Source organism: Geodermatophilus sp. Leaf369, assembly GCF_001424455.1.
Lineage (GTDB): Bacteria > Actinomycetota > Actinomycetes > Mycobacteriales > Geodermatophilaceae > Klenkia.
In genome coordinates, this window is the sequence record NZ_LMQA01000001.1 from 499,447 (window position 1) to 512,895 (window position 13,449).

Below are 13,449 nucleotides of genomic sequence, written 5' to 3' on the forward strand. Positions count from 1 at the left end.
TGTCGGGCAAGAACGCTCGACCCTGCCTTCCTGCGACGGGGGTGGGAACGCAGCGAGCGTACCCGCGCGACGGGCCCGGGGCTGCCCGTTTCACCGGTCACCGACCCTGGTGGGTGGCCTTCCCGGGACCGTCGGTCAGGAAGGAGGCGACCGCACCGCGCAGGTCCGCGGTCCCGAACAGCGCACCGGACACCGCGGGGACGACGGCGTCGGCGGCCCGCGCGCCCTCCCGGGCCGCGGTCGCCACCAGGGTCTTGGTGGCCGCGTGCGCCACGGTCGGGCCGGCGGCGACCCGGCGGGTGAACTCCCGCGCGGCCTCGGCGAAGCCCTCCACCGGCAGCACCCGGTTGACCACGCCCCAGGTCTGCAGGGTCGCGGCGTCGTACCGGTCGCCGGTGAACACCAGCTCCTTGGCCCGGGCGGTGCCGGCCCGCTCGGCCAGCCGCTGCGGCCCGCCCATCGACGGGGTCAGCCCCACGACGATCTCGACCAGCCCGAAGGACGCCTTCTCACTGGCCAGCAGCACGTCGCAGGCCAGCGCCAGCTCGAACGCCGCGGTCAGCGTGAGCCCGTGCGCGGCGAACACGGTGGGGACGGGGAGATCCTCCAGCGTCTGCACCGTGCGCAGCAGCCGCTTCCACAGCCACCCGCCGACGGCCGTGGGGTCGGGGCCGTTCGCGATGTCGGAGAACAGCTGCACGTCCACCCCGCCGGAGACGATCTTCCCCTCGGCACGCACCAGCACCGCCCGGGCCCGGTCGGACCGACCGGGCGCGGTCATCTCGGCGAGCTCGTCGACGCAGGTCTCCAGTGCGTCGAACGTGGAGTCGTGGAAGAGGTTCAGCGGCGGGTCGTCCAGCACGAGGACGGCGACGTCGCCGTCCCGCTCGATCCGGACGCCGGGGGACGGGGTGGCGGGGGCTGCGCTGCTCTCGGTCACCCGCGCATCGTGGCACCCGCGACAGGTCAGCCGGGGGGCCAGGTCAGGTCGCGGCCGCCCAGGACGTGCAGGTGCACGTGGTGCACGGTCTGCCCGGCGGCGGGGCCGGTGTTGGCGACCAAGCGGTAGCCGGGCTCGGCGCCGTCCGCGGTGGCCAGCCCCTCCTGCACGGCGACGGCGTGCGCGGCGGCGACCACCTCGGCCAGCAGGCCCGGGTCGGCGCCGACCAGCAGGCCCGCGGTGGCGTGGTGGTCCTTCGGGATCACCAGCACGTGGGTGGGCGCCTGCGGGTTGATGTCCCGGAAGGCGAACGTCCGGTCGGTCTCGTGGACGACGTCGGCGGGGATCTCCCCGGCGACCATGCGGCAGAACAGGCAGTCGGTCACCCGCGCGACCCTAGGGACCGGGCGACGCAGGACGCCAGCCCGGAGGATGGGCACCATGAACCCCCTCGCTCCCCCACGACCCACCGGTCGGGCGTAGTGACCGCCCGCCGCGCCGCCCGGTCGGGTGGCCCCGCTCTCGTGGACCGTCGCTCCTTCCTCGCCGGCACCGGCCTCGCCCTCACCGCCGCGCTCGCCGCCTGCGGTGGACGGGAGTCCCCGGTGACCACCAGCTCGCGGGGGTCGCTGACCATCAGCGCGATCCCCGACCAGGACCCCGAGGTGCTGGCCCGCCTCTACGGCGCCGTCGCCGACTCCGCCTCGGCCGCCCTGGACCTCGACGTCACCTACGAGCCGGTCACCGACTACGCCGCCGCCGTCTCGCTCTTCCGCACCGGCGACCTCGACCTGGTCTGGTTCGGCGGCCTGACCGGCGTGCAGGCCCGGCTGCAGACCCCCGGCGCCGTCCCGGTCGCCCAGCGCGACATCGACGAGGACTTCCACTCCGTCTTCGTGGTCAACGCCGCCACCGGGCTCGCCCCCTCCGACGACCTGGCCCCGCTGGCGCCGCTGCGGTTCACCTACGGCAGCGAGACCTCGACGTCGGGCCGCCTCATGCCCGCGTACTTCCTGCAGGAGGCCGGCGTCGACCCGCAGGGCTTCCCGGGTGGACCCGGCTTCTCCGGCTCGCACGACGCGACGCTGGCCCTGGTCGCCTCCGGCAGCTACCAGGCCGGCGTGCTCAACGAGCAGGTCTGGACCTCCCGGCAGGCCGAGGGCACCGTCGACCCCGCCGTCGTGCGGTACGCCCACAGCCCCGGCTACCACGACTACCACTGGCTGCTCGGCCCGCAGGCGGTCGAACGGATCGGGGACGACCTCCCCGACCGGGTGCTCGACTGGCTCACCGGGCTGCCCGCCGGCGACGAGGTGCTCGAGCTGTTCGGCGCCGGGTCGTTCATCCCGACCGAGGCCTCGAACTACGACCAGATCGAGGAGATCGGCCGCGACCTGGGGCTGGTGAACTGACCGCCGTCCTGCAGCTGGACGACGTCTCGGTCACCCACGGCCGCACCACCGCGCTCGCCGGCGTGGACCTCACGGTCCGCGCCGGTGAGCGGGTGGCGGTGGTGGGGGCGTCCGGGGCCGGCAAGTCCACGCTGCTCGCCGTCGCCAACGGCAGCGTCGTCCCCACGGCCGGGCGGGTGCAGGTGCTCGGCACCGACCCCGCCGGGCTGACCGGTGCCGCGCTGCGCCGGCTGCGCGCCCGGGTCGGCACGGTGCACCAGCACCTGGAGCTGGTCGGACCGCTGCGGGTCGTGCACAACGTCAACGCCGGCCGGCTGGGCCGCTGGTCGGCCGGCCGCGCGGCCTGGTCGCTGGTCCGACCGCAGGGGGTCGAGGAGGTGGTCGCCGCCCTGGACCGGGTGGGGCTGGCCGACCGGGTCTACGACCGCACCGAGCGGCTGTCCGGGGGGCAGCAGCAGCGGGTGGCACTGGCCCGGGTGCTGGTACAGCGCCCGGAGCTGGTGCTCGCCGACGAGCCGGCCTCCGCCCTGGACCCCGCGCTGGCCGACACCGCGCTGGAGCTGCTGGGCGAGCTCGCCGCCGACACCGGGGGTGCGCTGGTGGTCTGCCTGCACGACCCGGCGCTGGCGCTGCGGCACTGCGACCGGGTGGTCGGGCTGCGCGCCGGCCGGGTGGTGCTCGACGCCCCCGCGACCGAGCTGACCCTGTCCGCCCTGGAGGCGTTCTACGGCGTGACCCGGTGACCGCCCCGGTACTGCGCCGGGACCGGCGGCGGTGGACGTGGGGGGTCGGTGCGCTGGTCGTGCTGGCCTGGTCGCTCGCCGGGGCGGGGGTCTTCTCCGGCGAGGTGCTCAACCCGGCCGGCCTGGCCCAGTTCGGCCGCTTTGCCGCCGGTGCCGTGCACCCCGCGCTGGACGCCGACCTGCTCACCGTGCTCGCCCGGGCCGCACTGGTCACCGTCGCCTACGCCGCACTCGGCGCCGGGCTGGCGATCGGGCTGGGCGCGCTCGGTGCCGTGGCGGTCGCCCGCACCACGTGGGGACGACGGCGCCTGGGCTGGACGCTGACCCGCGGCGCGCTGGCCGTGCCCCGCGGGCTGCACGAGGCCGTCTGGGGCCTGCTGCTGGTCAACGTGCTGGGCCTGGACCCCTGGGTGGGCGTGCTGGCGATCGGCATCCCGTACGGCGCGGTGACCGCCAAGGTGTTCGCCGACCTGGTCGACGAGGTGCCCCGCGGCAGCCACGACGCGCTGCGCGCGGCGGGCGCCACCCGCACGACCGCGGTGGTCTACGGGCTGCTGCCCGCGGCGTCGGGCGGGCTGCTGTCCTACGCGTTCTACCGGGTGGAGTGCGCGGTGCGCTCGGCCGTCGTCCTGGGGCTGATCGGGGCCGGCGGGCTGGGCTACGAGCTGCTGCTGTCGTTCTCCTCGCTGCGCTGGCCCCAGGTGTGGACGGCGGTCTACGCGATCGCCGGGCTCTGCCTGCTGGCCGACGTGGCCGGCCGGGCGGTGCGCCGCCGGGTGGCCTCTCCCGCGCCCGCCGCGGCCGGGGTGCTGCGCCGCGACCCGGTGGTCACCGGGGCCGTGCTGGGCACGGTCGCCCTCATCGGCTGGTCGGCCTGGTACCTGGCCCTGGACGCAGCCACCCTCGTCGGCCCACGGGCCCGCGAGCAGCTGGGCTACGTGCTGGGTGCCGCGTGGCCGCCCGCCACCGACGGCGACCTGCTGCGGCGGGTGCTGGTGCTCTCGGTGGACACCGTGCAGATGTCGGTGGTCGCGATCGCGGTGGCCCTCGCCGGGTCGGTCGCGCTGGCCGGTCTCGCCGCCCACCCCGGTCCGGGCGCGAACACCGGCCGGCGGACAGCCGGGGTCGTCGTCCGGCTCGCGCTGCTGCTGCTGCGCGCGGTGCCGCCGCCGGTCTGGGCGCTGGTGCTGCTGTTCGTGTTCCTGCCCGGCGTGCTGCCCGGGGCCCTGGCGCTGGGGGTCTACACCCTGGGCGTGCTGGGCCGGCTGACCGCCGAGGCCACCGAGTCCCTCGACCCGCGCCCCCGGGCCGCGCTCACCGCGCTGGGCGCCCGGCCCGCCGGGGCGTGGCTGGTGGGCACCGCCCCCCGGGCGGTCGGTCCGGTGCTGGCGTTCGCGCTCTACCGGTGGGAGGTCGCCATCCGCGACGCGACCCTGGTCGGGCTCCTCGGCGCCGGCGGCATCGGCGTGCTGTTGTCGGCCGAGATCTCCTCGTTCGACTGGCCGGCCGTGGCCACGGTGCTGGCCGCGATGGTGCTGCTGACCTGGGCCGTCGACCTGGTCAGCGCCCGCGCGCGGGAGGCGGTCCGCTAGCTCCAGCTACCTCAGGGGCGTGCGACACGCGGTTGAGAGAGCCGGTCACCCATCTGAGTATCGAGACACTGCAGTACTTGACCCGCGCCGCGCAGCAGCACACAGTGACGCCGACATCCACGGGTGAACACGGGGCAGCACTGTGCGCAAGACCATCTACTCGCTTGCCGTGGCCGGAACAGCTGTTGTGCTCTCGGCTTGCTCCGGTCAACCGGCGGCGTCCATCGAGGCGGCTTCGCCACCTGCCGTGACCCCTGTCTTCGTGGGCCCGTCCGGGATGGCAGTCGAGGAGGAGATCAGTTCGGGTCAGGCTGTGGACCTCCAGGAAGCGGCTGCGGTTCAGGCTGCCGCCGACGCTGCGGCCGCCGAGAGCCAGCGCCTGGCCGACGAAGCAGCCGCCCGAGCCGAGGCTGAAGAGCAGGCTGCGGCCGAAGAGGCCGCCGCGTCTTCGTCCGACGACGAGGGTGACTTCGACGACGGGTACGTCACCGACGGCCTGGAGAGCGCCTGTGCTCAGGGCACAGCTTCCATCGAGGAGTGCTTCGGCCCAGGCTCCGACCTGAACGACAACGGCGTGGCCGACGTCAACGAGACCGAGTACGAGCCGGAGGCCACCGAGCCCGACTACCCGGTCATCTCGTGTGACGTCCTCCCCGACGGAACGCCCATCTGCGAGGGTGGTTGACCCCCGAGTCCCGGCGATGAGCACCCGAAGCGCGCGAGCCCGAAGGGCGGTCCGCTAGCTCCAGCGGGTGCGGGCCGCCAGCGCGGCCAGCGCGGCGGCCCCGGCGGTCGAGGTGCGCAGCACCTCGTCCCCGAGCCGGACGACCACGGCGCCGGAGGCCCGGAAGGCCACCGCCTCGCCGTCGGAGATGCCCCCCTCGGGGCCCACGATCACCGCGACCGCCCCGGTGCTCGGGACGTCGATGGCGGAGAACCGCCGGGTGGCCTGCTCGTGCAGCACCAGCGACAGGTCGACGTCACCGAGCAGGCCGCAGACCTGGCGGGTGGTCATCGGGTCGGTGACCACCGGCACCCGCGGACGGCGGGCCTGCTTGCTGGCCGTCCGGGCCGCCGAGCGCCACTTGGCCAGGCCCTTGTCGACCCGGTCCTCCCGCCACTTCGTCACACACCGGGACGCCGACCACGGCACGATCCGGTCGACCCCCAGCTCGGTGGCCAGCTCCACGGCCAGCGGGCCGCGGTCGCCCTTGGGCAGCGCCTGCACCAGCACCAGCTCCGGCTGCGGTGCAGGCACCTCGTGGCGGGCGGTGACCTCGACCCGCAGACCGGCCGGCCCGGCTGCGACCACGACGCCCTCGACCAGGGTGCCCTCGCCGTCCCCGACCCGGACCCGCTCACCGGCGACCAGCCGGAGCACCTCGACGGCGTGCCGGCCCTCGCCGCCGTCGACCAGCACCTCGGGCGTCTCGGGCAGGGCGTCGAGCAGGAACAGCGGGGTGCCGTCCAGCGGCGGCACGGCGGTGTCGGTGACGACCTCGCTCATGCTCAGCGACCGTTGAACGCGTCGCGCACCCGGGAGAACAGCCCGTTGTGCTGGGCGCGGCTGGCCTCGGGGTGGTCCTCCCCGCGGACGGCGGCGAGCTTCCGCAGCAGCTCCTCCTGCTCGTCGTCCAGCCGGGTGGGGGTCTGCACGTCGATGTGCACCATCAGGTTGCCGCGGCCGGTGGCACGCAGCCGCGGGGCGCCGTGCGCGCGCAGCGTGAGCACCGAGCCGGACTGGGTGCCGGACTTGACGGTCAGCGGCTCGTCGCCGTCCAGCGTCTTCAGCGTCAGGGTGGTGCCGAGGGCGGCCGCGGTCATCGGCAGGGTGACCCGGCAGTGCAGGTCCTCGCCGTCCCGGGTGAAGACGTCGTGCGGGCGCTCGTGCACCTCGACGTAGAGGTCGCCGGCGGGACCGCCACCGGGGCCGACCTCGCCATGCCCGGAGAGCCGGATCCGCATGCCGTCCTCGACCCCCGCGGGGATCTTCACCGGGATGGTGCGGCGGGCCCGGACGCGGCCGTCGCCGGCGCACTGCGGGCAGGGCTCGGGGATGACCTGGCCGGTGCCGGCGCAGGTGGGGCAGGGCCGGGAGGCCACGACCTGGCCGAGGAAGGAGCGCTGCACGCTCTGCACCTCACCGCGCCCGGCGCAGGTGTCGCAGGTGCGCGGGTGGGTGCCCGGCGCGGTGCCGGCCCCGGTGCAGGTGGTGCACAGCACCGCGGTGTCCACGGTGATGTCGGTGGTGGTGCCGAAGACGGTCTCGTCGAGGTCGAGGTCGACCCGGATGAGGGCGTCGCCGCCGGCCCGGGTGCGGCTGCGCGGCCCGCGGGTGGCGCCACCGCCCCCGAAGAAGGCATCCATGATGTCGCCGAGCCCGCCGAAGCCGGCCCCGCCGCCGAACGGGTTGCCCCCGCCGCCACCACCGGTCTCGAAGGGGTCACCGCCGAGGTCGACGATGCGCCGCTTCTCCGGGTCGGTGAGCGCCTCGTAGGCCCGGCTGACCTGCTGGAACTCCTCCTTGGCCCCGGGGCTGGGGTTGACGTCGGGGTGCAGGTCGCGGGCCTTGCGGCGGTACGCGCGCTTGATGTCCGCGTCGCTGGCCCCCGCGGAGAGGTCCAGCACGCCGTAGTAGTCCGTTGCCATGCTTCTCTCAGTCCTCAGCTCTCGGCCAGCAGTTGGCCGACGTAGCGGGCCACGGCTCGTACCGCGGCCATGTTCCCCGGGTAGTCCATCCGGGTGGGCCCGACGATCCCCAGCCCGCCGAGCGCCAGGTCGCCGGTGCCACCGACCGACCCGTAGCCCACCGAGACCACGGACGCGCCCGTCAGCCCCTCGTGCTCGTTCTCCTCGCCGATGCTCACCAGCACGGTGCTCGGCGCGACCTCGCCCATCAACCGGAGGACGACGACCTGCTCCTCCAGCGCCTCGAGCAGCGGACGCAGGCTGCCCGGGAAGTCCAGCGCGCCCCCGCGGGCGAGGTTCGCCGTGCCCCCGACGAGCAGCCGGTCCTCGCCCGGCTCGACGAGGGTCTCCACCAGGGTGGCACTGACCGCAGCCACCAGCCCGCGAAGGTGCGGCGGGGCGGTGTCGAGCAGGTCGGCCACCTTCAGCGAGGCCTCGGCGAGCTTGGCGCCGACGAACGCCCCGTTGAGCAGGGTGCGCAGCTCGGCGACCGGGTCGGACCCGGCCGGGGCGTCGAGCACCGGCGGGACCTCGATCGAGCGCTGCTCCACCCGGCCGGTGTCGGTGATGAGCACCACCAGCAGCCGGGTGCTGGCCAGCTGCACGACCTCCAGGTGCCGGACGGCGGAGCGGGCCAGCGTCGGGTACTGGATCACCGCGACGTTGCGGGTGAGCTGGGCCAGCAGCCGGACCGTGCGGCCCAGCACGTCGTCCAGGTCCAGCGCGCCGTCCAGGAACCGCTCGACCGCGCGCTTCTCCGCCGCCGACAGCGGCTTGACCGCCGAGAGCCGGTCGACGAAGAACCGGTAGCCCTTGTCGGTGGGCACCCGGCCGGCGCTGGTGTGCGGCTGGGTGATGTACCCCTCCTCCTCCAGCACGGCCATGTCGTTGCGGATCGTGGCCGGGGAGACCCCCAGGTCGTACCGGGCCGCCAGGGCCTTGGAGCCGACCGGGTCGTTGGTCGACACGTAGTCCTGGACGATCGCCCGCAGCACCTGCAGGCGGCGTTCGTCGTGCGCCACGTCGAACCCCTCCCTCGCTGCCGGACTGGCACTCCCCGACGCTGAGTGCCAGCGCTCAGCATACGACCGGGCGACGACACCGCCGGTGCACCCGAGGCGCTCCCGGGAGTGCCGGACCGGGCGCACTAAGGTGGTCGGCGGTCGAGTGCTCCGGGTCACGGGGCCGCGTCGGGAGGAGTCGGGCACTGATCTTCAAGGCGGTGCGCGACGGACGTCCCTACCCCGACCACGGCTTCTCCACCCGGGACTGGGCGATGATCCCGCCCCGGCAGATCCGGCTGGACACCCTGGTCACGACCAAGCGGACCCTCGAGCTCGACGCCCTGCTGGCCGACGACTCGACGTTCTACGGGGACCTGTTCCCGCACGCCGTCCAGTGGCACCGCGAGCTGTTCCTGGAGGACGGCCTGCACCGCGCCCTGCGCGCGGCCCTGCAGCAGCGCAACGTGATCCACGTCCGTGTCCTCGACCTGGACAGCCTCATGCCGGGCGCCCCCGCACCCCAGTAGGCCCGGGCGCGAGTGCGTCCGCAGGCCGGTCTCCGCGGCGCGAGGGCCGCGCCCGGCAGCACTCGTCACACCGCTGCGGCCTGCGCCATCGCCGCGGCGATGCGGAGCAGCAGCCGCTGCGGGTCGTGCAGGTCGGTGGCGGTGACGAAGAAGACCCGCCACCCCGCGGCTTGCAGGGCGTTGAGCCGTCGACGGTCACGCGCCAGCCGGTGCACGTGTCCGGCGCCGTCGTACTCGACGGCGAAGCAGAGCCCGGGCCAGCCGAAGTCGACCCGCGCGACGAAGCGGCCCCGCTGGTCGAACACCTCGTGCTGGGCGATCGGCGCCGGCAGCCCACTGGTCAGCAGCAACAACCGCACTCTGGTCTCCGGTGGCGACGCGGCGAGCCCGTCGGCGGCGTCGGCAGCTGCCCGCACGCGGGCGGATCCCCGGCCCGTCCGCTCAGCCGCCTCGGCACGGATCGCCCGGATGCCGGTGAGACCGGCCGCGACGAACTGGTCGAGCACCTCGACGGCGGCGGCGTGCGGCAGCTCCCCGGCGAGGTCGCAGGCCGTCGTCAGGGGAGCAGTGACCCGGATGCCGTTCCACCAGCTGACGACTCGGCGGGGCAGGTCGCGCCGGCGCACGCGTACCCCGACCGGAGCGCACCCCCCGCGACCGCGCGGCACGGTCACCTCGACGGGCTCACCGGTGTCCGGTCCGAGGTCCACCCCGCAGACCCGGGCAGCGGTGCGGCCGCTGACGACCGCTCCGGGCAGGAGCACGAGCGCGGCCCGGGCGCGGACCGGCAGGTCGACCGGCGTGCCGGCCGCCACGTAGACGTCCCGGAAGAGCCGCACCCAGCCCGGTCCGGCCAGTTCGTGCCGGGTCAGCAGGCCGGCGGCGGTGGCGGCGGTCCCCCGGAAGGGGACCGACCCCAGCTCGGGGACGACGCGGGGGACTCGAGGCATGCCGGCGACGGTCGCGGCTCCGGGCGGCACGCGTACCGCGTCGTCCCCACCAGGCGACCCCGTCCACAGACCACCGGCGCCCCTTGCGCACCCACGACGTCCGTGCTGTCCCAGGCCGTTCTCCGAGGGCCGAGAGCGGCCTGGCGACGCACTCGGGTCAGAGCCAGCCCTTGTCGGCCGCGACCCGCGCGGCCTCGACGCGCGTGCGGGCGCCGGTCTTGCCGATCGCGTTGCTCAGGTAGTTGCGCACCGTGCCCTCGGACAGGAACAGCCGGCCGGAGATGTCGGCGACCGTGGCGCCGTCGGCGGCGGCGCGCAGGACGTCGGCCTCCCGGGCCGAGAGCGGCGTGGCGCCCAGGGCGAGCGCGGCGGCGGCGAGGTCCCGGTCGATCACCCGCTCCCCCGCCACCACCGACCGGATGGCGGCGGCCAGCTCGGCGACGGGTGAGTCCTTGACCAGGAAGCCCTGGGCACCGACCTCCATCGCCCGCCGCAGGAAGCCCGGCCGGCCGAACGTGGTGAGCACGACGGCCTTGACCGCGGGCAGCTCGGCGGCCAGGTCGCGGGCGGCCTCGATGCCGTCCTTGCCGGGCATCTCGATGTCCAGCAGCGCCACGTCCGGGGTGTGCTCCCGGGCGGCGTCGAGCACGAGGTCGCCCCGACCGACCTCGGCGACCACGGTGATGTCGGGCTCCAGCTCCAGCAGGGCGCGCAGGGCCCCGCGGACCAGCTGCTGGTCCTCGGCGAGCAGCACCCGGATCACGCGGTCACCTGCGCGGGCACCAACGGGACCGTGGCGGCGAGCCGGTAGCCGCCGCCCTCGGCGCCGCCCCCGGTCAGGGTGCCGTCCACGGCGGTCGTCCGCTCCCGCAGGCCGAGCAGCCCCGACCCGGGCGCGGTGTCCTCGGCCGGGCCACGGCCGTCGTCGGTGACGGTCAGGGTGGCGCTCACGCCGTCCTCGGTGAGCGTGACCACCACCCGGCGGGCGCCGCTGTGCCGCAGCACGTTCGTCGTGGCCTCGCGGACCACCCAGCCCAGCGTCGCGTCGACCGGGCCGGGCAGCACCGGCACCCGCTCGGGGCCGCGGAAGGAGATGCCTGCGCCGGACAACGCCGCCCGCGCCTCGGCCAGCGCCTGTGCGCAGTTCACCTGGCGGTAGCCGCTGACGGCGTCGCGGACCTCGGCCAGCGCGCGCCGCGCGGCGGTCTCGACGTCGGCCATCTCGGCCGCTGCGCGCACCGGGTCGGCGCCGGCCAGCCGCCGGGCCAGCTCGCTCTTGAGCGCGATCAGCGACAAGGAGTGGCCGAGCAGGTCGTGCAGGTCGCGGGCGAAGCGCAGCCGCTCCTCGGCGACGGCGTTGCGGGCGAGCTCCTCGCGGGCCTCGCGGAGCTCGGCGTTGACCACGATCAGGTGCCGGGTGCCCCACAGGGTCGCCGCGGTCAGCGGGCAGAGCACCGGCAGGAACAGCGACGTCCAGTCCTGCCAGGACACGATGACCACCAGGGAGGCGAGCGTCGCCGCGCCGGTCACCGGCCACACCAGCCGGTGCGGCAGCGAGGCCGCCGCGGCCGCCGAGACGTAGATCCACAGCCCCGCGTAGCTGGTGCCCAGGCCGGCGGACAACGCCAGCGCCAGGACGACGACCACGACGAAGTCCGGCCGCACCCCGGTCGGGCGGGCGAAGCGGCCCAGCACGCTCAGGTAGGCACCGGTGAAGGCAATCAGTGCCACCGCGATCACCAGCCGGGCGGCCAGCGGACGGGGCGTGCCCACCAGGTCGAGCACCGGGAAGACCTGGAAGACCAGCCACGGCACCGACCAGGCCAACCGCCGCCACAGCGGCGGCCGGACGTCCTCGAGGGGCTCCACGGGGGTCAGTGTCCCGCTCAGCCGGCGACGGCGTGCAGCGGACGGCGCGAGGCCACCGCGAGCGCGGCCACGGCGAACAACGCGGTGAACCCGGCGAGCACCACCGCGGCCAGCAGCGGCTGGCCACCGACCACCACGTCGCGACCCAGCTCGCCGTACCAGTAGGAGGGCGTCGCGCGGGCCACCAGCTCCAGGCCGGCGGGGAAGAGCCAGACCGGGATCCACAGCCCGCCCAGGGCCGCCAGCACAACCGAGAGGATCCCGATGGCGGCCCCGGCGGCCTTCTCCTCCAGCGCCAGGCCCAGCAGCATGCCCAGCGCCACGAAGGCCGCCGAGCCCAGCCACAGCACCCCGAGCAGACCCAGCCAGGTGCCCAGACCCAGCTGGACGTCGTTGACGAACCGGCCGACCAGCGCGACGACGACGAGGCTGGGGAGCACCAGCACCATCCCGACGGCGACGTCGACGGCCACCACGGTGCGGCCCGGGATCGGCAGCACCCGCAGCTGCCGCAGCCAGCCCGAGGCCCGGTCGAAGGAGAGCCGGATGGTGGCGCCCAACGCCGCGCCGAGCCCGCCGTAACACATCATCGAGACCATGTAATCGCTGGCGTGGTCCTGGTACTCCGCCGCGCTCACCGCCTGCCCGCCGAAGACCTTCGTGAAGAAGACGGTGAACAGCGCCGGCAGCAGGACGGTGAAGAACAGGTACTGCCAGGAACGGGTGACCCGACGCAGCTGGAAGAGGAACAGGTCAGTCATCGGGTGCCTCCGGTGAGGGTGAGGAAGGCCTGCTCGAGGCTGGCGCCCCGGACCTCCAGGTCGGGCAGCCGGTCGCGGGTGGCCAGCAGCGCGCGCAGGGTGGCCTCCGCGTCGGTGGTCGCGAGCTCGACGAGCCCACCGGCGCCACCCACGGCGGTCACCCCGGGCAGTCGGTCGAGCCCGGCGCGGTCGGGGCAGGAGAAGCGCACGGTGCGCCCGGCGATCCCGGACTTGACCTGCGCGGAGGTCCCGTCGGCGACGATGCGGCCGCCGTCGACGACGACCACCCGGTCGGCCACCGCGTCGGCCTCGTCGAGGTGGTGGGTGGCGAAGACGACGGTGTGCCCGCGCCCGGCCAGCGAGCGCATCGTCGTCCAGAAGGCGCGACGGCCCTCGACGTCCATCGCGCTCGTGGGCTCGTCCAGGACCAGCAGGGGCGGTGTGCCCGCGAGAGCCAGGGCGAGCAGCACCCGCTGCCGCTGGCCGCCGGACAGCGCCTCGGTGCGCCGGTCGAGCAGACCGTCGATGCCGGTGGTGGCCACCAGGTCGGCGAGCGGCCAGGGGTCGGCGTACCGGCCGGCGACCAGCCGCAGCACCTCCCCCACGCGCGCCTCGCTGGGCAGCCCGCCGTGCTGCAGCATCGCGCCGACCGACCCGGTGCGGACGGCGTCCTGCGGGTCGCGCCCCAGCAGCTGCACGGTGCCTGCGGTGGGCCGGAACAGACCCAGCGCGGCGTTGACCGCCGAGGACTTGCCGGCGCCGTTGGGGCCCAGCAGCGCCACGGTCTCCCCGCGGGGGATCTGCAGGTCCAGGGCGTGCACGGCGGTCGTGGCGCCGTAGGTCACGGTGAGGCCCCGGATCTCCAGGGCGGGTGTCATGGGCATGCCCCGAGCCTGGCCGGGCAGGGTGCCCCGGCGGCAGTGCGAGACGTCGTCCACACCCTCTGACGGATGTCAGACCGTC

General features: G+C 75.2%; 15 protein-coding genes. 5 read left to right on the forward strand and 10 right to left on the reverse strand.

Features of this window, described 5'->3' with window-relative positions:
* Positions 1 to 97: 97 nt before the first annotated feature.
* Both ASG36_RS02460 and ASG36_RS02465 read right to left on the reverse strand, forming a co-directional pair.
* Complete coding sequence (locus ASG36_RS02460; protein WP_055759005.1) at positions 98 to 940, reverse strand: enoyl-CoA hydratase/isomerase family protein; 843 nt, start codon at positions 938 to 940, stop codon at positions 98 to 100.
* A gap of 26 nt (positions 941 to 966) precedes the next feature.
* Complete coding sequence (locus tag ASG36_RS02465) at positions 967 to 1,326, reverse strand: histidine triad nucleotide-binding protein (RefSeq protein ID WP_235494494.1); 360 nt, start codon at positions 1,324 to 1,326, stop codon at positions 967 to 969.
* Between the two features lie 138 nt (positions 1,327 to 1,464).
* On the opposite strand from ASG36_RS02465, the gene ASG36_RS02470 reads away from it, so the two are divergent.
* The 4 genes from ASG36_RS02470 (at position 1,465) to ASG36_RS02485 (ending at position 5,372) form a co-directional block, all read left to right on the forward strand.
* Complete coding sequence (locus ASG36_RS02470) at positions 1,465 to 2,352, forward strand: putative selenate ABC transporter substrate-binding protein (protein ID WP_235494496.1); 888 nt, start codon at positions 1,465 to 1,467, stop codon at positions 2,350 to 2,352.
* Between the two features lie 62 nt (positions 2,353 to 2,414).
* The gene (locus ASG36_RS02475) at positions 2,415 to 3,095 is read left to right on the forward strand and encodes a phosphonate ABC transporter ATP-binding protein (RefSeq protein WP_235494498.1); all 681 of its coding nucleotides are present in this window, start codon (positions 2,415 to 2,417) and stop codon (positions 3,093 to 3,095) included.
* The gene (locus ASG36_RS02480) at positions 3,092 to 4,687 is read left to right on the forward strand and encodes an ABC transporter permease (protein WP_055759017.1); all 1,596 of its coding nucleotides are present in this window, start codon (positions 3,092 to 3,094) and stop codon (positions 4,685 to 4,687) included. Before ASG36_RS02475 ends, ASG36_RS02480 begins: the two co-directional genes overlap by 4 nt.
* 142 nt (positions 4,688 to 4,829) lie before the next feature.
* Positions 4,830 to 5,372, forward strand: coding sequence for a hypothetical protein (locus tag ASG36_RS02485; RefSeq protein ID WP_157498518.1), 543 nt, complete (start codon positions 4,830 to 4,832; stop codon positions 5,370 to 5,372).
* 54 nt (positions 5,373 to 5,426) lie between these two features.
* On the opposite strand, the gene ASG36_RS02490 is transcribed toward ASG36_RS02485, so the two are convergent.
* From ASG36_RS02490 to hrcA, 3 genes are read right to left on the reverse strand one after another with little or no spacing between them, the layout of a single operon-like run.
* On the reverse strand, positions 5,427 to 6,194 hold the full coding sequence (locus ASG36_RS02490) for a 16S rRNA (uracil(1498)-N(3))-methyltransferase (RefSeq protein ID WP_055759025.1): 768 nt from the start codon (positions 6,192 to 6,194) through the stop codon (positions 5,427 to 5,429).
* A 2-nt stretch (positions 6,195 to 6,196) separates the two neighbouring features.
* Complete coding sequence (gene dnaJ, locus ASG36_RS02495) at positions 6,197 to 7,336, reverse strand: molecular chaperone DnaJ (protein WP_055759030.1); 1,140 nt, start codon at positions 7,334 to 7,336, stop codon at positions 6,197 to 6,199.
* A gap of 14 nt (positions 7,337 to 7,350) precedes the next feature.
* Positions 7,351 to 8,397, reverse strand: coding sequence for a heat-inducible transcriptional repressor HrcA (gene hrcA / locus ASG36_RS02500; protein ID WP_055759033.1), 1,047 nt, complete (start codon positions 8,395 to 8,397; stop codon positions 7,351 to 7,353).
* A 185-nt stretch (positions 8,398 to 8,582) separates the two neighbouring features.
* Here hrcA and ASG36_RS02505 point away from each other — a divergent pair, with 185 nt between their 5' ends.
* Complete coding sequence (locus ASG36_RS02505) at positions 8,583 to 8,906, forward strand: type II toxin-antitoxin system VapB family antitoxin (RefSeq protein ID WP_055759035.1); 324 nt, start codon at positions 8,583 to 8,585, stop codon at positions 8,904 to 8,906.
* Positions 8,907 to 8,971: 65 nt separating this feature from the next.
* Here the strand turns inward: ASG36_RS02505 and ASG36_RS02510 are convergent, their stop codons facing one another.
* The 5 genes from ASG36_RS02510 to ASG36_RS02530 all read right to left on the reverse strand — a co-directional run bounded on the left by ASG36_RS02510 (position 8,972) and on the right by ASG36_RS02530 (position 13,370).
* Positions 8,972 to 9,856 (reverse strand): endonuclease domain-containing protein, encoded by an 885-nt coding sequence (locus ASG36_RS02510; protein WP_055762239.1) that lies wholly within the window; start codon positions 9,854 to 9,856, stop codon positions 8,972 to 8,974.
* Between the two features lie 157 nt (positions 9,857 to 10,013).
* Entirely contained in the window at positions 10,014 to 10,619 is a 606-nt protein-coding gene (locus tag ASG36_RS02515; RefSeq protein ID WP_055759038.1) for a DNA-binding response regulator, read from the reverse strand.
* Positions 10,616 to 11,725, reverse strand: a complete 1,110-nt coding sequence (locus ASG36_RS02520) for a sensor histidine kinase (protein ID WP_055759041.1) — start codon at positions 11,723 to 11,725, stop codon at positions 10,616 to 10,618. The genes ASG36_RS02515 and ASG36_RS02520 overlap by 4 nt, the downstream gene beginning before the upstream one ends.
* A 17-nt stretch (positions 11,726 to 11,742) precedes the next feature.
* Positions 11,743 to 12,486 carry an ABC transporter permease gene (locus tag ASG36_RS02525; RefSeq protein WP_055759044.1) on the reverse strand — a complete coding sequence of 248 codons (744 nt, stop codon included), beginning with the start codon at positions 12,484 to 12,486 and terminating at the stop codon, positions 11,743 to 11,745.
* Positions 12,483 to 13,370 carry an ABC transporter ATP-binding protein gene (locus tag ASG36_RS02530; protein WP_055762242.1) on the reverse strand — a complete coding sequence of 296 codons (888 nt, stop codon included), beginning with the start codon at positions 13,368 to 13,370 and terminating at the stop codon, positions 12,483 to 12,485. Before ASG36_RS02530 ends, ASG36_RS02525 begins: the two co-directional genes overlap by 4 nt.
* Positions 13,371 to 13,449 lie beyond the last annotated feature (79 nt).

Excerpts from the sequence above, each read along its gene's own strand:
- ASG36_RS02490 (WP_055759025.1), bottom strand. The coding sequence starts at position 6,194 with ATGAGCGAGGTCGTCACCGACACCGCCGTGCCGCCGCTGGACGGCACC.
- dnaJ (WP_055759030.1), bottom strand. The coding sequence starts at position 7,336 with ATGGCAACGGACTACTACGGCGTGCTGGACCTCTCCGCGGGGGCCAGC.
- ASG36_RS02510 (WP_055762239.1), bottom strand. The coding sequence starts at position 9,856 with ATGCCTCGAGTCCCCCGCGTCGTCCCCGAGCTGGGGTCGGTCCCCTTC.
- ASG36_RS02530 (WP_055762242.1), bottom strand. The coding sequence starts at position 13,370 with ATGCCCATGACACCCGCCCTGGAGATCCGGGGCCTCACCGTGACCTAC.
- ASG36_RS02525 (WP_055759044.1), bottom strand. The coding sequence starts at position 12,486 with ATGACTGACCTGTTCCTCTTCCAGCTGCGTCGGGTCACCCGTTCCTGG.